Source organism: Pantoea trifolii (assembly GCF_024506435.1).
Lineage (GTDB): Bacteria > Pseudomonadota > Gammaproteobacteria > Enterobacterales > Enterobacteriaceae > Pantoea > Pantoea trifolii.
The window spans coordinates 1,207,880-1,229,220 of sequence record NZ_JANIET010000001.1; the positions used below are offsets into that span (position 1 = coordinate 1,207,880).

Below are 21,341 nucleotides of genomic sequence, written 5' to 3' on the forward strand. Positions count from 1 at the left end.
GAGGAGGCAGGATGAACATACGTCAGGCACAGGCAAAAGACAGTTTTGCATTAAGCGCGTTGTTGACCGAATTAGGCTATAGCGCGACGGAAGGATTTATCGATTCGCGTTTGGCGCAGCTTATTGATCATCCCGATGAAACGTTGTTGGTCGCTGAACACGGCAATCAAGTACTAGGATTTCTGTCATTGCACTTTATTCCACAGCTGGCGTTGGCCGGCGATTTTGCCCGCATCAGCTACTTCTGTATTGCCGAAGGCGAGCGCAGCAAGGGCAGTGGACAGCAACTTTTGAATCACGCTGAACAGCTGGCGCGTTCACGTGGTTGCGATCGCATGGAAGTGCATTGCCACTCATCGCGTCTCAAAGCCAACCAGTTCTATGCGCGCGAAGGCTATGTGGAATCCCCGCGCTATCACATTAAAGCTCTGGGTTGAGATTTAGCTCGCGTCCGCTGGCAATCACAATGGCATCGGCGATGCTGTCGAGTTGTGCAAAAGGCAGCAACGCCGCACTGACGCGAATGAATTGCCGGCTGTTAATACTACAGCGTTCGCCGGGCAGCACGGCAATGCCTCGCGCGGCCAGCGTGATCATCGCGTACTGCTCCGATTCCACTGGAATCCACACGCTTAATCCATCGCGCTCCTCCAGCACCAAACCGCGTTTCGCCAGCGCTGCCAGTAATTGCTGGCGACGTTGCGCATAGGTGGCTTTGGCCTGCTGAATACGCTGCTGAGTCTGCTCGTCGTTGAGCATCCACGCCACGGCATCCTGCAAAATACGGCTGGTCCAGCTGACGCCAAAGTTGCGCCACGCTTGCAGACGCTTCACCATTTCCGCAGTGCCTGATAACACCGCCAGACGCAAATCTGGTCCATAAGCTTTGGAAAATGAGTGCACATGCAGCACGCGTTCGGGATAGTGGAAGCCGAGGCTAAACACCGGCCAGCGCGACAGATCACCAATGCCATCATCTTCCACGATGATGGTGCTGCTGTTAGCCAGCACACGTGCGAGCTCTGCACTGCGTCGCTGACTCACGCTGTGTCCGGTGGCTGAATGGGTGCGCGGCTGATAGATAAACATCGCCGGCGATTTCTGCATCAGCGTGCTCAGCGCCGAGGGAATTGGCCCTTGCTCATCGCACGGCAACGGCAAAATTTCAGCGCCAATGTTGTCTAAAATATCCAGTAATCGTGTGGCAGTAGGATCTTCAATCACCACACGATCGCCTGGAGACAGCAAGGTTTGCACAATCAGGTTCATGGCATCAAAACCACCGTCGGTCGCCAGCCAGGCTTCGGCGGGATAGGGCCAGCGCGGCGTCACGGCATCCTGCAATTGCGGTGAAATCGCCTCGCGCTGGTAGCTATTCAGTTGCGGTGAGCCAATGCCAGCCAGCATCGCCTGACGCAGATCCGGTAACAAGTCTGGATCTGGTGAAGCCATTGCCAGTGACGCCTGAACATTCTCACCGTAATTACCGATCTTCTCGAAACGAATCGGACGCGGCATTACGCTGTTGCCGCTCACCCACACACCGCTGCGACCTTTCCCCGCCAGCACTTTCTGCTTCTTCAGTTGCGCCCAGGCTGCGGAAACCGTTGCCGGACTCACGCCTAGTCGCTCAGCCAACTCACGCACCGCCGGCATTTGCATGCCAATTGTAATCTGCCCATCGCGAATCAGTGTTGATGCCGCATGCGTGATGCCTTTGACGGAGGCATCCGTGATCTGCTGGCTAAGCCACTCCAAATCCACACTTTGCGTCATAAGAAAATCCTTTGTTCAGTAACAAATAATAGATTGTTCAGATTAGTATTCGCGTTTTAGACTCAAATTCAAGCACTATTTGCTGCATAAATAATCACAGTCGCAGGGCTGGCAGAACAGACGGGGAAGGCATAACTATGGTAACCATCAGACTGGCGGTACGTGACTGGGATTACTTCACACCGCTGGCACTTGGCGATATCAAACCGGAAGGTTTCACGCTGGAGATCGATCGCGTTGGCACGTTGGTGGATAACCTCGCCAGCAGCGATAAATACGATGCCGGTGAAGTGTCGTTTAGCCGCTTTGCTCAGGCGCGGGCTAAAGGTGACACTTCGCTGCTGGGCCTGCCACACTTCCTGATGCGCGGTTTCCGCCAGCGCTGCATCATCACGTGCAGCGACAGCCCGATTACCACGCCAGCGCAGCTGAAAGGAAAAAAGATTGGCGTAACCGGCTGGCAGGATTCAGGCAACACCTGGACGCGCACCGTGCTGCGTGAAGCGGGCGTGGAGATTGATGATGCGTACTGGTTTGCCGGACGTTTGACCGAAGATCATCCGATTGTTGATCGTCTGGCCGGTTTTGGCCGCCCGGGCCGCATTGAACCGGCGCCAGGCGAGCGCCCCCTAATTGAACTGCTGAAGGCGGGCGAGCTGGATGCGGTCTTTACGCCCTTTATGCCGGAAGGTTTCTTCCTCGCCGATTCAGGTCTGCGCCAGTTGCAGGTGGATTTTGCCGCTGCTGAGCGCGACTATTTTAATCGCGTCGGTTATGTGCCGGGCATTCACTTGCTGGCGCTGAAGCCCGCTTTAGCCGAGGCGCATCCGTGGCTGCCGCAGGCGCTGAGCGACATCATTGACCGTTCATACCAGATGTGGATGAAGAAGCGCGAGAAATACGCCGACACCACGCCGTGGCTGCTGGACGATTTGCGGCGCACCGCGCAGGAATTACCCGCCAACTGGAATCAGAACGGATTTTCGGTTAACAAAAAGATGATTGCCGATTTTGCGAATGAGCTGTTCCAGCAAGGCCTAACCCAAACATTGCTGACGCCGGAAGCGATTTTCCCGGCTGCGGCGCGAGGAGAATAATGATGAAAGTAGCAATGGGGCAATTTGCCGTCAGCCGTGAATGGCAGGAAAACACTGATATCTGCATCGGATTGATGAACCAGGCGCTGGCGGGCGGCGCGGATCTGCTGGTGCTGCCGGAAGGCGTGCTGGCGCGTGATATCGCCGATCCCGATCTGGTGCTGAAAGCGGCGCAGCCGCTGGATGGTCCTTTCGTCACGCAGTTGCTGGCGGTTAGCAAAGGCAACAACCTGACCACCATGATGAGCGTGCACGTGCCGACAGAAGGGCAGAAGGCGCTCAACGTGCTGATCGCCATTCGTAACGGTGAAATCATCGCCAAATACGTGAAGCTGCACCTGTACGATGCCTTCGCCATGCAGGAGTCGCAGCGCGTGAATCCAGGGCGCGAGATTCCGCCGCTGGTTGACGTGGCTGGCATGAAAGTGGGGTTGATGACCTGCTACGACGTGCGCTTCCCGGAGTTGGCACGTCGCTTAGTGCTCGACGGCGCCGATGTGTTGGTGCTGCCGGCTGCATGGGTGAAAGGGCCGCTAAAAGAGATGCACTGGGAATTGCTGACCACCGCGCGTGCGCTGGAAAACACTTGCTACATGGTGGCGGTGGGCGAATGCGGTCCACGCAACATCGGCAACAGTCTGGTGATCGATCCGTTGGGCGTGGCGATCGCCAAAGCGCCGGAATCAGCCGCGCTGGTGTTTGCCGATCTCGATCCACAGCGCATCGCCTATGCACGCAGCGTACTGCCGGTGCTGGAGAATCGTTGTTTCGCTCGTCCCGAACTTAAACCACTTTGATCGCTGGGGAATCTGACTGATGAAAATTCTTGCTACCGCCATCGCGCTTTCATTGGGCCTGACGGCCTGTTTCGCTCAGGCGGCTGACGCTATTCCAACGCAAAAAGTGGATCAGGCACTGCACGATCGTCTGCCAGCAGAGATTAAAAGCAGCGGCAAAATGATCTCGGTGAACAACGGCTCCTTTCCTCCGTACGAGATCGTTAACGGTCCGCACTCAATGGATGGTGCCTCCGCCGATCTCACCGAAGCGCTGGCACAGCTGCTGGGCGTGAAGATTGAACATGCCACCGTCAGCGGTTTATCGGGCGTGCTCACCGGCATTAATTCTGGCCGTTACCAGATGGCGATTGGGCCGATTGGGGATTATCCGGATCGTCAGCAGAAGGTCGATTTTATCGACTTCGTACAGGAGTTCGTGGTGTTTGGCGTGCAGAAAGGCAATCCATCCAAGATTAACGGTCTGGAAGATACCTGCGGCAAACGCATTGCGGTGATGGCGGCGGGTTCAGCGGAGCAGGTGATTCGTAAGCAGTCCGATGCCTGTGTCGCGGCGGGTAAACCGGCGGTGGTGGTGCAATCCTTTACCGATCAACCCTCATCGATTTTAGCCGTGCGCTCAAAACGCTCCGATGCCTTCTTCTCATCGCAGGCGCCACTGACTTACTTTATCGAACAGGCTAACGGTCAGCTGGAGCTGTCGGGCAAAGGCCAGAAAAACGGCTTTGGCGACATTTTCCAGGGCACCGTGGTACCGAAGGGGTCGGAACTCGGCAATGTGGTGCTGGATGCTTACAAAGAGCTGTTCAGTAACGGCACCTACGCGGCCATCATGAAGAAGTGGAAGTTAGACGGCAACGTGTTGCAGCAACCGGGACGTAACCTGGCGCAAGGGGCAGCAAAATGAGTCCGGTCACCAACAATTCGCGAGCCAGGGATAAGGCCGACGTGCAGCAGCGCGATGTGGCTTTTGCCCGCAGTGCGCCCACTTATGGGCGCTGGATCTCATGGATTTTGGTGCTGGTTATTGCCGCAGACTTCCTCTGGCTGGTGGCGACCAACCCCAATTTTGAGTGGAACGTCGTGCTACAGTGGTTCACCGAAGGTTCGGTGATGAAAGGCCTGCAGGTTACGCTCGGCTTAACGGTGGTGTCGATGATTCTTGGCACGCTGCTGGGGCTGTTGCTGGGCGTGTGGCGTCTTTCGGATAACAAATTGCTGAGCGGCTTATCGTCGCTCTACATCTGGTTTTTCCGTGGTACGCCGCTGCTGGTGCAGCTGATCTTTTGGTACAACCTGTCGACGCTGTTTCCCACGATCTCGATCACTATTCCGTGGACGGATATCACCTTTGCCAGCTGGAATACCAACGATCTGATTACGCCATTGACCGCAGCGATTGCTGGACTGGCGCTTAATGAAGCGGCCTATATGGCCGAGATCATTCGCGCTGGCTTACTGTCAGTGGATAACGGTCAGGTTGAAACCACGCAGGCGTTTGGCATGAGCCGCAGCCGCGCGCTGCGCCGTGTCATCATTCCACAGGCGATGCGTTCGATCATTCCGCCAACCGGCAACCAGTTGATTAGCATGATCAAAGCGACCTCGCTGGTGAGTGTGATCGCCATGGGCGATCTGTTGTACTCGGTGCAGGCCGTGTATAACCGCACCTTTGAAATTATCCCGATGTTGATGGTCGCGGTGATCTGGTATCTGTTTATCACCTCGATTCTCAATGTCGGCCAGTCTGCCATCGAGCGTTACTACGCACGCGGCACTACCCGCACGGTGGTGAACAAACGTCGTGTTGCCGCTAACGAAGCCGCGCCAGCCGTCGCGCACCGTCTGAAGGAGGATGTATGAGTGACGTTCAGCCGCTGGTGCGTGCGCGTAATGTGCAGAAGAGTTATGGCGATAATGAGGTGCTGAAAGGCATCGATCTCGATGTGTTTCCCGGTGAAGTGGTGGTGATTCTCGGGCCATCGGGTTCGGGTAAATCTACCTTTTTGCGCTGCATTAATCATCTGGAAGACATGAATGCCGGTTCGATTATGGTGGGTGACGACCAGATCGGGTACGAGCTGAAGCGCGGTATTTTGCATCGCCTGTCGGCGCGTAAAATTGCTCATCAGCGTCAGAAAATCGGTATGGTGTTTCAGCAGTTCAACCTCTATCCGCATATGACGGTGCTGCAAAACATCATTGAAGCGCCGATTGGTGTGCACAAATTTGCGCGGCAGGACGCGCTCAAGCATGCCCGTGAACTGCTGGCGACCGTGGGATTGAGTGACAAAGCCGATGCCTGGCCGCGTCATCTGTCAGGGGGGCAACAGCAGCGTGTGGCGATTGCGCGTGCGCTGGCGATTAAACCGGCGCTGATGCTGTTCGATGAACCCACTTCGGCACTCGATCCGGAGTTAGTCGGCGAAGTGCTGGCCACCATGCGCACATTAGCCGATCAAGGTCTGACCATGATTGTGGTGACCCATGAAATTGGTTTCGCGCGTGAGGCGGCCGATCGCGTGGTGTTTATGGATGGTGGCGTGGTGGTGGAGCAGGGCAGTCCGGAGCAAGTGATTGGTAATCCGCAGCATCCGCGCACGCAGGCGTTTCTCAGCCGCTTTATTTAGGCGGTCTCACTCTGTTACAGATTGCAGTTGAGGCCGTTTATAAACTGCGCGTTAATAGTCAGGTCGGTTTTTCACATTGGTTGAAAGGTAAATTATGGAAGGTATCAGTATTGCCAAACTGCTGATCATCGGTGCGCTCATCGTACTGCTTTTTGGCACCAACAAGTTACGTTCACTGGGTGGCGATCTGGGTTCCGCAATCAAAGGCTTTAAGAAAGCCATGAAAGATGATGAATCCGGCGCATCCAAAAGCAGCGTTGAAGAAGCGCCTGCTGAACGTGTCAGCCACAAAGAGTAATCTCTGCGCCGAACGTCAATAAGTGTAAATATTTATTACGTTGATAAAAAACCAGACTGTTGTCAGTCTGGTTTTTGATTTTTTGCGTCTTAGTGCCAAACAATGCTGGCAACACCTTGTTCATGTAGATCAAACAAGCTGGTGTGAACCATTGATGGATAGGTAGTGATCCCATCCTGGGTTTGCCAGTCATCAAGCATCAGGTCAGTTAAAACCAACGGCAACAGTGACACTGGCGTTTCATCCTGTGGAGGGACCCAGTCGATTAGCGCCGCATCAATCATATCCAGCTGACCGTCCTCGATTGGCAACAGAATGATGCTGGGTTTGGCTTCGATGACAAATAGCCAGTCGATTTTGTTGCCAACCACGCCCTGCGCACTGGTCGGCATGGCACTGAACGTATGCTGAGCGGCGGGCAAATCCGCAGGCAGTGCAAACTGCCATTGACCGTCATCCGCAATCTCTTGGCTTCCAACCAGCACATCATCAATGTAGAAAAGCAAGATAGAACCTACAGGCGCATCACCACTGAATAGGGTATTGCCGTTTTTATCCTGTGTATTGCGGTTGATGGTTACTTCGCTCTCCACTGCGGCAAGCGTTGTGATCGTTACCCACGATGCTGGTTCGCTGGCAGGCTGTTCAGGCAATGCCAACAGTTCATGTATCGCCACGTCAATAAATTGCGGGTTGGATTCTGCTGCCCAGTTTGATGAAACTGGCATCGCAATCTCCGCCCCCAGCAGCTCAAAGTTCCATTGGTTTTCTGCATCATATGCAATCAATGAATGCGTCATGTGCAGGGTTGGGGACGGGGAGATTGCTGGCAGGATCGTCACTGCTGGCTGAGCAAGGGCCACTTCCGCGTTAACCCACGCCTTTTCAGGAAGCGGCAGTTGCAGATGCATCTCGTTGTAGCGATGCTCAATACTGATGGCGGTAGCGATAAAGGCATTGGCACAGGACGCGTGCGCTGACGTATAGGGATTGGTGATGTCTTTCGGCGTGGTGCGCATTTTTAGCGCCTCCAGGCTCTCTTCTGATGTGCCATATTGCCGCACTTCTGAGGATGGACCTGACACATCCGGTGCTCGTAGTACATCGAGCGCCTTTATATGAAAGGAAGTTTGCATAATCTGACCTTCAAAAAATACACTGAGAAAAAATGAACAGGCTCTTATGGCCTCAGCGGTTAAAGCGTCAGGTTTGCGACAAAGATTAAGTGGGTGTGGGGGGATTTTTGCGATTGCGCCCTATTAAGAACGCAATCGCGAGGAATATTACTTAACTTCCAGACCTTTGGCCTGCATATCGGCGTGATAAGACGAGCGCACAAACGGGCCGCAGGCAGCATGGGTGAAGCCCATCGCCATCGCTTCCTCTTTCATCCCATCAAACTCGGCTGGGCTAACGTAGCGCTGTACCGGCAAGTGGTGACGGCTCGGTTGCAGATACTGTCCCAGCGTCAGCATGGTGACGCCGTGGCGACGCAGATCGCGCATCACTTCAATGATCTCGGCATTGGTTTCGCCAAGGCCCACCATCAAACCCGATTTTGTCGGGATATCCGGATGTGCTTCTTTGAAACGCTCCAGCAGCTTCAGTGACCAATCGTAGTTGGCGCCTGGGCGGACCTGACGGTAAACGCGCGGCACGTTTTCCAGATTGTGGTTAAACACATCAGGTGGCGTCGCGGTGAGGATGTCCAGCGCGCGATCCATACGACCACGAAAGTCCGGCACCAGCGTTTCAATTTTGATGGTTGGGCTTTTTTCGCGAATCGCGCTGATGCAGTCGGCAAAGTGCTGAGCACCGCCGTCGCGCAGGTCATCACGATCCACCGAAGTAATCACCACATAACGCAGCGCCATATCGGCGATGGTTTGGGCCAGTTTCAGCGGTTCGTTGGCGTCAGGCATATTCGGACGGCCATGGGCCACGTCGCAGAATGGGCAGCGGCGGGTACAAATTGCGCCGAGGATCATAAAGGTCGCGGTGCCGTGGTTAAAACACTCGGCAAGGTTAGGGCAGGAGGCTTCTTCACACACTGAGTGCAGACCGTTTTTACGCATCGCGGCTTTGATGCCCTGAATGCGGCTGGAATCCGCAGGCAGTTTGATCTTCATCCATTCCGGCTTACGCAGAATTTCTTCACGCTCAACCATCACGGTTTTCACCGGGATTAGCGCCATTTTGTCGGCATCGCGATACTTGACGCCACGTTCCATCTGAATTGGTTTACTCATAAATCTGCAGGTTCCGGTCGGGATTGCGATTTGAAAGCTTCCTCACTCAAACTGAGAACCAGGCTTTCAACTTTTTTTGAAAATATGGCAAAAATTATATCATCTCGTCTGCCCATAAGCAGCCGATTAGCCAGTGCAAAAGTTACAATTTTGTAAATGCGCACGTACAGTCAAGGTCAGACTGCGGCATCACTTTGCCATTCCAGTTGGGTAAATCCGGTCAAACGGGCGAAATGCTGCACCAGACGCGGCTGCACATCGGCGGGCGTAACGCCCGGCTGCAGCTGGCTGAGCTGCGTCATCTGCATTCCGGCATAACCGCACGGATTGATGCGCAGGAAGGGCGCGAGATCCATCGCCACATTCAGCGCCAGGCCGTGAAACGAGCAGCCTTTACGGATGCGCAGCCCCAGCGAACAAATCTTGTCATCGCCCACGTACACGCCTGGCGCATCCGGTCGCGCACGGGCGCGGATGTTGTAGTCGGCTAGCGTGGCGATCACCGTTTCTTCCAGTGCTGTCACCAACTCACGCACGCCCATCTTGCGGCGTTTCACGTCGATCAGCACATACATCACCTGTTGGCCGGGGCCATGGTAGGTGACCTGGCCGCCGCGATCGCTTTGTACCACCGGAATATCGCCCGGCATCAGCAGATGTTCGGCTTTACCTGCCTGACCTTGGGTAAACACGGGATGATGTTCCACCAGCCAGATTTCATCGGCGGTGTTGCTGTCGCGTTGATCGGTAAAGTGATGCATCGCATCGGAGATGGGTTGCCAATCGCGCTGGCCGAGTTGACGAACAAGAAGCGTATTAGCTGACAAAGCAGAGATCCGGTAAAGAGTGGAAGGCAGAGTATAACGCTGGCAAAGCGGACTTTGCCAGCGCCAGAATTACAGCACCATACGCACGATTTCGATGTTGCCCAGCTCTTCGTACAGGGTTTCAACCTGCTCAATGTGGGTGGCGATGATGGTAATGGAAACCGAGTGATAGTTGCCTTTGCTGCTTGGCTTAACATCCGGTTTGTAATCGCCTGGCGCGTGGCGCTGCACCACTTCAACCACTTGATCAACCAGCTCCGGTTGCGCCAAACCCATCACTTTGTAGGTGAAAGGCGTAGGGAATTCGAGCAGTTCATTCAATTTGGTTTTCATACATTGACTCCGGTGCTTAAAAAAACAGGCTCCCGCCGAGGCGGGAGCAAAGATAGTAGCTTATTTGGGGGCAAATTGGCGTTTTTTCAAGCGCGCCTTAGCCAAACCAGTGGTGGAACATCAGTTTGATGTAATCGATGATGCGGCCGAAGAAACCGCCTTCTTTCACTTCGTTCAGCACCACCAGCGGACGCTGTTCAACGGTTTTGCCATCCAACTGGAAGTTGATGCTGCCCACGACCTGATTTTTCTGCAGCGGTGCGTGCAGTTCAGTGTTGTTCAGCACATAGCTGGCTTTCAGGTCTTTCATGCGGCCACGTGGGATGGTCAGATAGGCATCTTTTTCCACGCCCAGCTGAACACGATCGCTGTCACCGAACCACACGGGCTCAGACGCAAATTCTTTGCCTGCTTTCAGCGGTGCCACGGTTTCGAAGAAGCGGAAGCCCCACGTCAGCAATTTCTTGCTCTCGGTTTCACGGCCTTTATAAGTCCGACCGCCCATCACTGCGGAGATCAAACGCATCTGGCCTTCAGTGGCAGAGGCAACCAGGTTGTAGCCCGCTGCGTCTGTGTGACCAGTTTTGATGCCATCCACGTTCAGGCTGGTATCCCACAGCAAACCGTTGCGGTTAGTCTGCTTGATGTTGTTAAAGGTGAAATCTTTTTCACGGTAAACCGCGTACTCATCGGGCACGTCACGGATCAGCGCCTGGCCGATCAACGCCATATCGCGCGGCGAACTGTATTGGCCTTCGGCATCCAAACCGTGCACGGTCTGGAAGTGGGTGTTTTTCAGGCCCAATGCGCCAACGTAGTTGTTCATCAGGTTAACGAATGCGTCCTGGCTGCCGGCAACATAATCCGCCATCGCCACACAAGCGTCGTTACCTGATTGCAGCACGATGCCGCGCGTCAGCTGAGAAACCGGTACACGATCGCCAGGCTTTAGGAACATCAGGGATGAACCTTTGAATACCGGATTACCGGTTGCCCAGGCATCTTTGCCCACGGTCACGATGTCATCGTTATGGATTTTGCCCGCTTTGACCGCCTGACCAATAACGTAGCTGGTCATCATTTTGGTCAAACTTGCCGGATCGCGGCGTGCATCCGCGTTCTTTTCGGCCAGCACTTTGCCGGAGTTATAGTCGATCAGCACATAAGCTTCAGCATCAATGTCCGGTACGCCCGGAATCATAGTCTTAAGGTTAATATCGTCCGCAAAAGCGGCATGGCTGAGAGAAAGAGCGACCAGTGATCCCACTGTCAGGCGTTTCAGAAAACGAGAAGGTTTCAGCGTATTCATGTTCAGGACTACAACATCCGTGGGTTTAGAGTGAAAAAAGTGCCTAACTATAGCAAACGCCCGATCGGGCGACATCTTGCTTTGCAAATCAGTTTCAGCAGGAAATGTCACTGTCCGTTACATTGATGGACGGGCAGTGGTAATAAATGAGCTCATTTGCGCTTCAGTGTTTAGACGCTGCTGCAACGCGGCGGCTTCGGCACGGCTTTGATAGCCACCTAACTGAATACGATAGACGTTGCCATTGGCTTCAACGGCGCCCGGTACGCCAAAACGTTTACCCAGGCTTTCCGCCAGCTGGCGCGCCCGCGCTGGATCGTTAATCGCACCAACCTGCACCACATAACCGCTGCCAGCATGGGCATTCTGGCTGCTGGCAGGCGCGGCTACGGCTGGTGCGGGAGAGGTTGGTGCTGCTGGCGCGGCAACCGGCTCGCTGCCTTCCAGCACACCCGTGGCTAACGGCTGCGGCGCACCGAGAAAACCGCTGCTTTGCACTGGCGCACCCATGCTGTCACTGCTTTGCAAGGTGCTGTTATCTACGGCGCGCACATCTTGCGGTGCAGGCGCGGGTGCCGCATTGGCGCTACCGCCCATCATCACCATACCGCCGCCGAGGTCCGGACGCGCGGGCAGGGCATAGCTCTGTTTGGCGACGGTGGTTCCGATGGTGCCGGGACCAGAAACTGAGCCATCCGGAGCCACTTTGATGTAATCAACGCGCACGCGGGTATTGTTAGAGATATTCAGGCGATCGCCCGCCGCACGCGACAGGTCGATAATGCGGCCTGGCGTATAAGGACCGCGATCGTTAACGCGCACCACAATCTGGCGACCGTTGGCGAGGTTAGTGACGCGCACATAGCTCGGCAGCGGCAGCGTAGGGTGCGCGGCAGTCATGCCTTCCGGATCGTAAGATTCACCGATAGCAGTGCGATTACCCTGCGCTTCGTCACCGTACCAGGTGGCTAAACCCACTTCACTGTAGTTCGACGGATCTTTGATCACGCGGTAGTTTTTACCGTTGACGCTGTAATCCTGGCTGGTGGAAGGATTGATAGGTTCATAGCGTGGTTCCACGCCAGGAATTTCCACTACCGGGCCGTTATAGGCCGATTGCGGTGGCGCAGTATTATTCTGCGGTTCCGGTGTGGAACAGGCAGCCAGTACCAATGATGCCAGTGCAACCCCAAGCCAGTCCTTACGCATGTGCAGCCTCTTAAACGCTTTTAGATAACATTTTTCGATGAGTATGGATCGACATCACAATGCCAAATCCAGCCATTAACACAATCAATGCCGATCCGCCGTAGCTCACCAGCGGCAGCGGTACGCCAACCACCGGTAAGATACCACTTACCATGCCAATGTTAACGAAAACATAAACGAATAAAATCAGCATCAAACCGCCCGCCATCACGCGACCAAAGGTGGTCTGCGCACGCGCAGCGATAATCAGTCCGCGCATGATCAGCAGCAAATAGAGTACCAGCAATAACAACACGCCAACCAGGCCGAGTTCTTCCGCTAACACGGCAAAAATAAAGTCGGTATGACGCTCAGGCAGGAATTCCAGCTGCGATTGGGTGCCATGCAGCCAGCCTTTGCCGCGCAGGCCACCGGAACCGATAGCAATCTTCGACTGAATAATGTGATAACCGGCGCCGAGCGGGTCGCTTTCCGGGTCCAGCAGCATCATCACGCGGTCACGCTGATAATCGTGCATCAGGAAGAACCACAAAATCGGGATAAAGGCCGCCACCAGCAGCACGGCGATACCAATTAGCTTCCAGCTCATACCGGATAAAAACAGCACAAATAGACCGGAAGCGGCGATCAGAATCGACGTACCCAAGTCTGGCTGTGCCGCCACCAGCAGCGTTGGCATGAAAATCAACACCAGCGCGATGCCGGTGTTTTTCAGCGTCGGCGGACAGACATCGCGGTTAATAAAGCGCGCCACCATAAGTGGCACGGCAATCTTGGCGATCTCCGAGGGCTGGAAGCGCACAAAACCCAAATCGAGCCAGCGCTGTGCGCCTTTACTGATGTGGCCAAAGGCATCCACCGCGATCAGCAATATCACGCAGACAATATAGAGATAGGGCGCCCAGCTTTCATAGACGCGCGGCGGCACCTGCGCCAGCACCAGCATGATGACGATGCCCATGGCAATCTGCCCGAACTTACGCTCGGTCATGCCGGGATCCTGTCCGCTGGCGCTCCAGATGACAATGGCGCTGTAGGTCAGCAAGCTGAGAATGATCAGCATAAACAGCGGGTCGATATGGATGCGCGTCCAGATCGATCTTTTCTGCGGACTATCGTTCATGGACATTGTTATTCACCTTCGTAGCCGGGCGGCATCGGTGCGGCTTCTGGCAGCACGGTATTATTGTCGCCTAACATAATGTGGTCGAGAATCTGGCGCATCACGGTGCCAACAGCCGGACCTGCGCCGCCGTTTTCCAGAATCATGGTGACGGCCACGCGCGGCTTATCGTACGGCGCGTAAGCGGTCATTAATTTATGGTCGCGCAAGCGCTCTGCAATCTTGTGCGCGTTATAGACTTCATTTTCTTTCAGGCCGTAAACCTGTGCGGTACCGGATTTGGCGGCGATTTTGTAAGGCGCATCGGCAAAACTCTTGTGTGCCGTACCGTTGGCGCGGTTCGCTACGCCATACATGCCGTCTTTAGCAATTTCCCAGTAGCCTGAGTGAATGTCGCCAATCGGTGCATCCGGCGGCTGGCGATAGGGCACCATGGTTTGGCCTTCACGCGTGGCGCGCAGTAAGTGCGGCACCTTGATCACACCGTCGTTAATCAGAATCATCATCGCTTTGTTCATCTGAATCGGTGTCGCGGTCCAGTAGCCCTGACCAATACCCACCGGAATGGTGTCACCTTGATACCACGGTTTCTTAAAGCGCTTAAGCTTCCACTCGCGTGTAGGCATGTTGCCCGCGCTCTCCTGCGGCAGGTCAATGCCGGTGCGATGGCCGTAACCAAACTTAGTCATCCACTCCGACAGGCGATCGATGCCCATATCGTAGGCGACCTGATAGAAGAAGGTATCCGCTGATTCTTCCAGCGATTTGGTGACGTTCAGGCGGCCGTGGCCCCATTTTTTCCAGTCGCGATAGCGCTTTTCCGAGCCGGGCAGTTGCCACCAGCCGGGATCGAACAGGCTGGTGTTGCGGTTGATTACGCCTGCGCTCAGTGCCGACACGGCAACGTAAGGTTTCACCGTAGAAGCCGGTGGATAGGAAGCTTGCAGCGCACGGTTGTACAGCGGACGGTTTTCGTCGCTCAACAGTGCTTTGTAATCTTTGCTGGAGATGCCGTCGACAAACAGGTTCGGGTCATAGCTCGGCGTTGACACCAGCGCAAGGATTTCGCCGGTGCGCGGATCGCTTACCACCACCGCCGCGCGGCTGCCGGTGAGCAAGGTTTCGATGTATTGCTGCAGCTTGAGGTCAACCGTCAGATAAATATCGCGTCCGGCCTGCGGAGACTGCTCGTGCAGCTGGCGGATGACGCGGCCACGGTTGTTAACTTCAACCTCTTCATAACCGGTTTTACCGTGCAGCACATCTTCGTAATAGTTCTCGATGCCGAGCTTGCCGATATCATGGGTAGCCGCATAGTTCGGCCATTTGCCTTCCTGATCGAGGCGTGTGACATCGCGATCGTTAATTTTAGAGACGTAGCCCACCACGTGCGTCAGCGTCTGGCCGTAAGGATAGTAGCGGCGCTGATAGCCTTTTACTTCCACGCCAGGAAAACGGTACTGATTGACGGCAAAACGCGCTACCTGCACCTCGTTTAAACCGATTTTGACCGGAATCGAGGTAAAGCGGCGTGAGCGTTTGCGCTCTTTTTCAAACGCATCGATATCGTCGTCGGTCAGATCCAGCACCGGACGCAGATCCTGTAAGGTCTGCTTCAGGTTTTCGACCTTTTCCGGCATCAGTTCGGCCTGATAGATGGTGCGATTCAACGCCAGCGGCACGCCGTTACGATCAAAAATGATGCCGCGACTCGGCGCCACCGGCACCAGCTTGATGCGGTTTTCATTCGAACGGGTGCTGTAGTCGTCAAAGCGCAGAATTTGCAGGTGGTACATATTGACCACCAGAATGCTGGAGAGCAGCAGGATGCCAACAAAAGCCACCAATGCTCGGCGGACAAAAAGTTTCTGTTCGGCAGTGTAATCGCGAAAGGCGTTGCTCTGTAATTTCATCCGCTACATTTATTGTCTGGGGTTGTCAGGCGTTTATTCACGATGATAAGGATGATTCGTGGTGATGCTCCACGCACGATACAGGCTTTCCGCTACCAGCACACGCACCAGCGGATGTGGCAACGTGAGCGCTGACAGTGACCAGCTTTGTTCGGCAGCGGCCTTGCACGCGGGTGCCAGTCCTTCCGGACCGCCGATCAACAGGCTGACATCGCGGCCATCCAGTTTCCAGCGTTCAAGTTGCTGCGCCAACTGTGGGGTTTCCCAAGGCTGCCCGGGGATATCCAGCGTGACAATACGATTGCCTTTGCCAACGGCGGCCAGCATCGCTTCACCTTCTTTTTCCAGAATGCGTTTGATGTCGGCGTTCTTGCCGCGTTTGCCGGCAGTCACTTCGATCAGTTCAAACGGCATATCTTTCGGGAAGCGGCGCAGATACTCCATGAAACCGGTCTGAACCCAGTCGGGCATTTTAGTGCCGACGGCTACAAGCTGCAGTTTCACGTCTTAGCTCCAGAGTTTTTCCAGCTCGTACAGCTGGCGGCTCTCTGCTTCCATCACGTGCACAATTACGTCACCCAGGTCAACGACCACCCAATCGGAGGCGGTTTTGCTGTCAACACCCAGTGGCCTCAGGCCCGCAGTGCGCGATTCCTGCACCACATGATCGGCGATAGAAGCGACGTGACGTGTTGAAGTGCCGGTGCAAATAATCATGCAATCGGTGATGCTGGATTTGCCCTGAACATCAATAGCAATGATGTCCTGGCCTTTGAGATCATCAATCTTATCAATAACGAACTCTTGGAGTGCTTTACCTTGCAAAAGGTTCCCCTTAAAAACAGGTGATTACGGACGGGCTAACGATGCGAGAAAGGTAGCCGAAAATGAAGCGGCGCAGTATAGCATGCTGCCTTTAGCTGCGATATAAGCCAACGCTATCGATGTAGTCGATCACTGCATCTGGCAGTAAATCCGCGCAGGAGATCCCTGCATGGCGGCGCTGACGGATTTCGGTGGCGGAAATGTCGAGCAGCGGCGTATCGGCCAGCCAGATGTGTCCTGCAGGTGAGTGATGAAGCTGCTGCACATCATCGGCGAGATGCTCATCAAGCCATTGCTGCATCTCAGGCGTTTCCATCTGGGCGGCGTAACCCGGACGCTTACACACCAGCAAATGGCACAGCGACAGCAAATCTTGCCAGCGATGCCATTTGGCTAACGTTAGCAGAGAATCCTGGCCGATGATAAACCCGAGGGGCTGTTCTGTGCCGCGTTCCGCACGCAGTGCTTCCAGCGTAGCCACCGTCCAGGACGGCGTTGCACGCTCCAGTTCACGCGTATCGATATCAAACAGTGGGCGATCGGCGATGGCACAGCGCAGCATCTCAATGCGCTGTTGCGCACTGGCTTCCGGCTGCGGGCGATGCGGCGGCACGTTGTTGGGTAGCAATGTGACCTTTTTCAAACCCACTTGCTGGGCCAGCGCTTCTACCGGGCGGAGATGGCCGTAGTGAATCGGATCGAAGGTGCCGCCAAACAGGGCGTAGAGTTTAGACATCGGTAAAGCTCAGTGGGAAATCGCGGTGACACAGCAGCAGCGACAGCGTTTCCAGCTGTGGCCACAGGTTTTGGCCGTAATCCTGCTTCATGCTGAGTTCCAGCTCTGCCAGCAAATGCACCGCACGCTGTAAACGCTGCGCATCAAGACGCTGCAGCGCATCGGTAAACAGCGCGCGACGGTTTTGCCAGATACGTTGCTGATCCATTAGCGTGCGCAGCGCTTGTTTGGCCTGATTACGTTGCAGATGCAGCAGCGTGAGTAAATCGCGTTGCAGCGTGCGCAGCAGAATCACCGCTTCGCTGTCCTCTTTCTCCAGCTGATGCAGGATGTGCAGGGCGCGTTTGCTTTTTCCCGCCAGCAGCGCATCCACCCAATGGAACGGGGTAAAGTGCGCGGCATCGTTGACGGCTGCCTCGACGCGCGGCAGCGTCAATTTGCCATCCGGCCACAACAGCGATAAGCGTTCCAGCGCCTGCGACAGCGCCAGCAGATTCCCTTCATAGCAGTAGCAAAGCAGCTGGATCGCTGCATCATCAACGCTCAGCTTCATCGCTTTGGCACGACTCGCCACCCAGCGCGGCAGTTGCGCTTGTTCAGGCGTCTGGCACGGCACCAACACCGCCTGCGCGCTCAGCGCTTTAAACCAGGCGCTGTTTTCCTGTGCTTTGGTCAGTTTTGCCATGCGCAGCACCAGCAAAATATCGCTGTGTAGCAGCGTGGAGAGTTTCACCAACTGCTCGGCGATAGCGGAGTTTGGACCGTTTTCTGGCAGTTGCAGCGTCAGGGTTTGGCGTTGGGTAAACAGGCTGAGCGATTGGCAGCTAACGAAGATCGCATCCCAATCGGTTTGCGCATCAATGGTGATGCTGAAGTGCTCTTCAAATCCCTGTGCGCTGGCGGTAGCTCGGATCGCATCCGCGCTTTCCTGAATCAGCAGGGGTTCATTACCGGTGAGAAAATAACAGGCGCGCAGCCCCTCTCGGAGCTGCGCGCTCAGTTGTTCAGGATAAATCCTGATCATTGCAAACTGGTGGCTGAGGAAGAAGGGACTTCCGGCGAATCCTCGCCTGGTAATATCGCCTCAGGCTCGGTTAGCGTTGATTTGTTATTTATCTGTGCAGCATGCACCGTCAGCAATTTACGGACTAACTGCTCAGACGCACGCTGGCGCATTTCTTCCACGATCATTGTCTGCTCGGCATCCTTAGCCAGTGCGGCGTTCGGGTTGTCGAAGAAAGAACGATACACAGTCGTGCTGATCGGGTAGATACCTTTACCCGGCAGCAGAACCTGTGCTGTGACCGTCATCACCAGCGAGTATTCAGCAGTGGTACCGCTGATAAACACCGATGCGGTATCGCGACCCTGTCTCGCAGACCCAAGACGCAGAGTTGGGTATTTCGCGCTCGCTTCTTCGCTGTCTTCAACAATATTTACGTTATTGATACGCAGCTGCTGACGTACAGCTCGCGCCAGTGGGCCATAGGGATCGCCGCTCTGAACGATAAGGGTTTTCATCTCACTCGGCACCGAGGTGGTGCCGCGCGGGTGGAAACCACAGCCTGCGGTAATCAATACCGCAAGCAGGACAAACAGCCTGATAATCAGTTGTCGCACAGTTCCTCCTGAACTTAACCTACGACCAGGTTAAGCAGTTTGCCGGGGACATAAATCACTTTACGAATGGTGACGCCATCCAGATATTTCGCCACCAAATGCTCCTGCGCAGCACGCGCCTGCACCTGCTCCTGCGTGGCATCCGTCGCAACGGTAATCTTGCCGCGCACTTTGCCATTCACCTGCACCACGACCAGTAGCGAATCTTCCACCATGGCCGCTTCATCGGCTACCGGCCAGCTGGCTTCGTCAATGCTGCCTTCGCCGCCCAGCGCTTGCCACAATACAAAGCTGGCGTGCGGGGTGAACGGATAGAGCAGACGCGTCACAGCGACTAGCGCTTCCTGCAGCAGCGCGCGATCTTGCTCGCTCTCCTGCGGGGCACGGATCAGCTTGTTCATCAGTTCCATGATGGCGGCGATGGCGGTGTTGAACGTCTGACGACGACCCACGTCATCGGCCACTTTGGCGATGGTTTTGTGCAGATCGCGACGCAGCGCTTTCTGATCGTCATTCAGGCTGTTGACGTCCAGCGCCACGGTCGCGCCTTTGGCAATGTGTTCGTAAGCCAGTTTCCACACGCGCTTCAGGAAGCGGTTGGCACCTTCAACGCCCGATTCCTGCCACTCCAGCGTCATCTCTGCTGGCGAAGCAAACATCATGAACAGACGTACGGTATCTGCACCGTAACGCTCAACCATAAGCTGTGGATCGATGCCGTTGTTTTTCGACTTCGACATTTTACTCATGCCGGCGTAAACCACTTCACGACCTTCGTGGTCGATGGCTTTAATAATGCGGCCTTTCTCGTCGCGCTCAACGGTGACGTCAACCGGAGAAACCCAGTTGCGCTCGCCGTTCACGCCGAGGTAGTAGAACGCATCAGCCAGTACCATGCCCTGACACAGCAGGCGTTTGGCCGGCTCATCAGAGTTCACCAAGCCAGCATCACGCAGCAGCTTGTGATAGAAGCGGAAATACATCAGGTGCATGATGGCGTGTTCGATACCACCCACATACTGATCGACCGGCAGCCAGTAGTTCGCCGCCGCCGGATCCAGCATGCCTTCATGGTAGTTGGCGCAGGTATAGCGCGCGTAGTACCAGGATGACTCCATAAAGGTGTCGAAGGTGTCGGTTTCACGCAGCGCAGGTTGACCGTTAACGGTGGTTTTGGCCCATTCAGGATCGGCTTTGATTGGGCTGGTGATACCGTCCATCACTACGTCTTCTGGCAGGATGACCGGCAACTGATCTTCTGGCGTTGGCATCACGGTGCCATCTTCCAGCGTCACCATTGGGATTGGTGCACCCCAGTAACGCTGACGGGAAACGCCCCAGTCGCGCAGACGGTAATTTACTTTACGCTCGCCCACGCCTTTGGCTGCCAGCGCATCGGCGATGGCGTTGAAGCCCGCCTGATGATCCAGACCGTTGTATTCACCTGAGTTGAACAGTGCGCCTTTATCGGTCATCGCGGCAGCACTTACATCCGGTTCTGAACCGTCAAGATTCAGGATCACTGGCTTGATGTTCAGGTTGTATTTGGTGGCGAACTCCCAGTCACGCTGATCGTGGCCTGGAACGGCCATTACCGCGCCGGTGCCGTACTCCATTAATACGAAGTTAGCAACCCACACCGGAATCTCTTCACCGGTCAGCGGATGGATAGCAAACAGGCCGGTGGCCATGCCTTTTTTCTCCATCGTTGCCATATCAGCCTCGGCGACTTTGGTGGTACGGCATTCGTCGATGAATTCAGCCAGCGCAGGATGAGTGGCAGCCGCTTGCTGCGCCAGAGGATGACCTGCAGCTACTGCTACATAAGTAGCGCCCATAAAGGTGTCTGGACGGGTGGTGTAAACGGTCAGCTTCTCGGCGCTGTTGGCAACGTCAAAGGTGATTTCCACGCCTTCAGAACGGCCAATCCAGTTGCGCTGCATGGTTTTGACCTGTTCCGGCCAATCTTCCAGCTTGTCGAGGTCGTTAAGCAACTCTTCCGCATAGGCGGTGATTTTAACGAACCACTGTGGGATCTCTTTGCGCTCAACTTTGGTATCGCAGCGCCAGCAGCAGCCGTCGATAACCTGTTCGTTGGCCAGTACGGTTTGATCGTTCGGGCACCAGTTCACCGCAGAGGTCTTTTTGTAGACCATGTCTTTTTCATACAGCTTGGTGAAGAACCACTGTTCCCAGCGATAGTATTCTGGCTGGCAGGTCGCCAGTTCGCGGCTCCAGTCGTAGCCAAAGCCCAGCAATTTCAGCTGGTTCTTCATGTAGGCGATATTGTCGTAGGTCCACGGCGCAGGCGCAGTGTTGTTTTTTACCGCAGCGCCTTCCGCTGGCAGACCAAATGCATCCCAACCAATCGGCTGCAGGACGTTTTTGCCGAGCATACGCTGGTAGCGCGCAATCACATCGCCAATGGTGTAGTTACGCACGTGACCCATGTGCAGGCGGCCAGAAGGATAGGGCAGCATCGAAAGGCAGTAATATTTCTCTTTGCCTTCCTGCTCGGTCACTTTAAAGGTTTCGTTTTCGTCCCAGTGTTGTTGGACGCGGGATTCTATCTCTTCCGGGCGGTATTGCTCTTGCATGG

Annotated in this window: 22 protein-coding genes; 7 read left to right on the forward strand and 15 right to left on the reverse strand. The window is 55.1% G+C overall.

The features are described from left to right. Positions 1–11 precede the first annotated feature (11 nt). Positions 12–437: a GNAT family N-acetyltransferase gene (locus tag NQH49_RS05510; protein WP_256695891.1), complete on the forward strand. Its 426-nt coding sequence runs from the start codon at positions 12–14 to the stop codon at positions 435–437. Here the strand turns inward: NQH49_RS05510 and NQH49_RS05515 are convergent. Beyond that, positions 421–1,776, reverse strand: coding sequence for an aminotransferase-like domain-containing protein (locus NQH49_RS05515; protein ID WP_256695892.1), 1,356 nt, complete (start codon positions 1,774–1,776; stop codon positions 421–423). The genes NQH49_RS05510 and NQH49_RS05515 overlap by 17 nt on opposite strands. Before the next feature lie 137 nt (positions 1,777–1,913). Here NQH49_RS05515 and NQH49_RS05520 point away from each other — a divergent pair, with 137 nt between their 5' ends. From NQH49_RS05520 to tatE, 6 genes are all read left to right on the forward strand, one after another. Beyond that, complete coding sequence (locus NQH49_RS05520; RefSeq protein ID WP_256695893.1) at positions 1,914–2,873, forward strand: ABC transporter substrate-binding protein; 960 nt, start codon at positions 1,914–1,916, stop codon at positions 2,871–2,873. A gap of 2 nt (positions 2,874–2,875) precedes the next feature. Continuing rightward, entirely contained in the window at positions 2,876–3,670 is a 795-nt protein-coding gene (locus tag NQH49_RS05525) for a deaminated glutathione amidase (RefSeq protein ID WP_256698380.1), read from the forward strand. A 19-nt stretch (positions 3,671–3,689) separates the two neighbouring features. Beyond that, on the forward strand, positions 3,690–4,577 hold the full coding sequence (locus tag NQH49_RS05530) for an ABC transporter substrate-binding protein (RefSeq protein ID WP_256695894.1): 888 nt from the start codon (positions 3,690–3,692) through the stop codon (positions 4,575–4,577). Next, positions 4,574–5,533 (forward strand): amino acid ABC transporter permease, encoded by a 960-nt coding sequence (locus NQH49_RS05535; protein WP_256695895.1) that lies wholly within the window; start codon positions 4,574–4,576, stop codon positions 5,531–5,533. The genes NQH49_RS05530 and NQH49_RS05535 overlap by 4 nt, the downstream gene beginning before the upstream one ends. Further along, positions 5,530–6,300 (forward strand): amino acid ABC transporter ATP-binding protein, encoded by a 771-nt coding sequence (locus tag NQH49_RS05540; RefSeq protein ID WP_256695896.1) that lies wholly within the window; start codon positions 5,530–5,532, stop codon positions 6,298–6,300. Before NQH49_RS05535 ends, NQH49_RS05540 begins: the two co-directional genes overlap by 4 nt. A 94-nt stretch (positions 6,301–6,394) precedes the next feature. Then, positions 6,395–6,598, forward strand: a complete 204-nt coding sequence (gene tatE / locus NQH49_RS05545) for a twin-arginine translocase subunit TatE (RefSeq protein WP_256695897.1) — start codon at positions 6,395–6,397, stop codon at positions 6,596–6,598. 89 nt (positions 6,599–6,687) lie between these two features. On the opposite strand, the gene NQH49_RS05550 is transcribed toward tatE, so the two are convergent. From NQH49_RS05550 to leuS, 14 genes are all read right to left on the reverse strand, one after another. After that, a complete protein-coding gene (locus NQH49_RS05550; protein WP_256695898.1) occupies positions 6,688–7,734 on the reverse strand; it encodes a hypothetical protein in 1,047 nt (348 codons plus the stop codon). Positions 7,735–7,881: 147 nt separating this feature from the next. Further along, positions 7,882–8,847, reverse strand: coding sequence for a lipoyl synthase (gene lipA, locus NQH49_RS05555; protein ID WP_256695899.1), 966 nt, complete (start codon positions 8,845–8,847; stop codon positions 7,882–7,884). Between the two features lie 176 nt (positions 8,848–9,023). Then, complete coding sequence (lipB, locus tag NQH49_RS05560; RefSeq protein ID WP_256695900.1) at positions 9,024–9,674, reverse strand: lipoyl(octanoyl) transferase LipB; 651 nt, start codon at positions 9,672–9,674, stop codon at positions 9,024–9,026. Between the two features lie 69 nt (positions 9,675–9,743). After that, positions 9,744–10,007 (reverse strand): DUF493 family protein YbeD, encoded by a 264-nt coding sequence (gene ybeD, locus NQH49_RS05565; RefSeq protein ID WP_008103691.1) that lies wholly within the window; start codon positions 10,005–10,007, stop codon positions 9,744–9,746. Positions 10,008–10,104: 97 nt separating this feature from the next. Beyond that, positions 10,105–11,316 carry a D-alanyl-D-alanine carboxypeptidase DacA gene (dacA, locus tag NQH49_RS05570; protein WP_256695901.1) on the reverse strand — a complete coding sequence of 404 codons (1,212 nt, stop codon included), beginning with the start codon at positions 11,314–11,316 and terminating at the stop codon, positions 10,105–10,107. A gap of 117 nt (positions 11,317–11,433) precedes the next feature. Next, a complete protein-coding gene (rlpA, locus tag NQH49_RS05575) occupies positions 11,434–12,525 on the reverse strand; it encodes an endolytic peptidoglycan transglycosylase RlpA (RefSeq protein ID WP_256695902.1) in 1,092 nt (363 codons plus the stop codon). 10 nt (positions 12,526–12,535) lie between these two features. Further along, positions 12,536–13,648, reverse strand: a complete 1,113-nt coding sequence (mrdB, locus tag NQH49_RS05580; protein WP_036648258.1) for a peptidoglycan glycosyltransferase MrdB — start codon at positions 13,646–13,648, stop codon at positions 12,536–12,538. An 8-nt stretch (positions 13,649–13,656) separates the two neighbouring features. Then, a complete protein-coding gene (mrdA, locus tag NQH49_RS05585) occupies positions 13,657–15,561 on the reverse strand; it encodes a peptidoglycan DD-transpeptidase MrdA (protein ID WP_256695903.1) in 1,905 nt (634 codons plus the stop codon). Positions 15,562–15,594: 33 nt separating this feature from the next. After that, positions 15,595–16,065, reverse strand: coding sequence for a 23S rRNA (pseudouridine(1915)-N(3))-methyltransferase RlmH (rlmH, locus tag NQH49_RS05590; RefSeq protein ID WP_008103678.1), 471 nt, complete (start codon positions 16,063–16,065; stop codon positions 15,595–15,597). Positions 16,066–16,068: 3 nt separating this feature from the next. After that, on the reverse strand, positions 16,069–16,386 hold the full coding sequence (gene rsfS / locus NQH49_RS05595) for a ribosome silencing factor (RefSeq protein WP_061717393.1): 318 nt from the start codon (positions 16,384–16,386) through the stop codon (positions 16,069–16,071). Between the two features lie 91 nt (positions 16,387–16,477). Next, positions 16,478–17,122 carry a nicotinate-nucleotide adenylyltransferase gene (gene nadD, locus NQH49_RS05600; protein WP_256695904.1) on the reverse strand — a complete coding sequence of 215 codons (645 nt, stop codon included), beginning with the start codon at positions 17,120–17,122 and terminating at the stop codon, positions 16,478–16,480. Continuing rightward, the gene (holA, locus tag NQH49_RS05605) at positions 17,115–18,146 is read right to left on the reverse strand and encodes a DNA polymerase III subunit delta (protein WP_256695905.1); all 1,032 of its coding nucleotides are present in this window, start codon (positions 18,144–18,146) and stop codon (positions 17,115–17,117) included. Before holA ends, nadD begins: the two co-directional genes overlap by 8 nt. Next, entirely contained in the window at positions 18,143–18,742 is a 600-nt protein-coding gene (lptE, locus tag NQH49_RS05610) for an LPS assembly lipoprotein LptE (RefSeq protein WP_256695906.1), read from the reverse strand. The genes holA and lptE overlap by 4 nt, the downstream gene beginning before the upstream one ends. A gap of 14 nt (positions 18,743–18,756) precedes the next feature. Further along, entirely contained in the window at positions 18,757–21,339 is a 2,583-nt protein-coding gene (gene leuS, locus NQH49_RS05615) for a leucine--tRNA ligase (protein WP_256695908.1), read from the reverse strand. Positions 21,340–21,341 lie beyond the last annotated feature (2 nt).

Excerpts from the sequence above, each read along its gene's own strand:
- NQH49_RS05510 (WP_256695891.1), top strand. The coding sequence starts at position 12 with ATGAACATACGTCAGGCACAGGCAAAAGACAGTTTTGCATTAAGCGCG.
- NQH49_RS05515 (WP_256695892.1), bottom strand. The coding sequence starts at position 1,776 with ATGACGCAAAGTGTGGATTTGGAGTGGCTTAGCCAGCAGATCACGGAT.
- NQH49_RS05520 (WP_256695893.1), top strand. The coding sequence starts at position 1,914 with ATGGTAACCATCAGACTGGCGGTACGTGACTGGGATTACTTCACACCG.
- NQH49_RS05525 (WP_256698380.1), top strand. The coding sequence starts at position 2,876 with ATGAAAGTAGCAATGGGGCAATTTGCCGTCAGCCGTGAATGGCAGGAA.
- NQH49_RS05530 (WP_256695894.1), top strand. The coding sequence starts at position 3,690 with ATGAAAATTCTTGCTACCGCCATCGCGCTTTCATTGGGCCTGACGGCC.
- NQH49_RS05535 (WP_256695895.1), top strand. The coding sequence starts at position 4,574 with ATGAGTCCGGTCACCAACAATTCGCGAGCCAGGGATAAGGCCGACGTG.
- NQH49_RS05540 (WP_256695896.1), top strand. The coding sequence starts at position 5,530 with ATGAGTGACGTTCAGCCGCTGGTGCGTGCGCGTAATGTGCAGAAGAGT.
- tatE (WP_256695897.1), top strand. The coding sequence starts at position 6,395 with ATGGAAGGTATCAGTATTGCCAAACTGCTGATCATCGGTGCGCTCATC.
- NQH49_RS05550 (WP_256695898.1), bottom strand. The coding sequence starts at position 7,734 with ATGCAAACTTCCTTTCATATAAAGGCGCTCGATGTACTACGAGCACCG.
- lipA (WP_256695899.1), bottom strand. The coding sequence starts at position 8,847 with ATGAGTAAACCAATTCAGATGGAACGTGGCGTCAAGTATCGCGATGCC.
- ybeD (WP_008103691.1), bottom strand. The coding sequence starts at position 10,007 with ATGAAAACCAAATTGAATGAACTGCTCGAATTCCCTACGCCTTTCACC.
- dacA (WP_256695901.1), bottom strand. The coding sequence starts at position 11,316 with ATGAATACGCTGAAACCTTCTCGTTTTCTGAAACGCCTGACAGTGGGA.
- rlpA (WP_256695902.1), bottom strand. The coding sequence starts at position 12,525 with ATGCGTAAGGACTGGCTTGGGGTTGCACTGGCATCATTGGTACTGGCT.
- mrdB (WP_036648258.1), bottom strand. The coding sequence starts at position 13,648 with ATGAACGATAGTCCGCAGAAAAGATCGATCTGGACGCGCATCCATATC.
- mrdA (WP_256695903.1), bottom strand. The coding sequence starts at position 15,561 with ATGAAATTACAGAGCAACGCCTTTCGCGATTACACTGCCGAACAGAAA.
- nadD (WP_256695904.1), bottom strand. The coding sequence starts at position 17,122 with ATGTCTAAACTCTACGCCCTGTTTGGCGGCACCTTCGATCCGATTCAC.
- holA (WP_256695905.1), bottom strand. The coding sequence starts at position 18,146 with ATGATCAGGATTTATCCTGAACAACTGAGCGCGCAGCTCCGAGAGGGG.
- leuS (WP_256695908.1), bottom strand. The coding sequence starts at position 21,339 with ATGCAAGAGCAATACCGCCCGGAAGAGATAGAATCCCGCGTCCAACAA.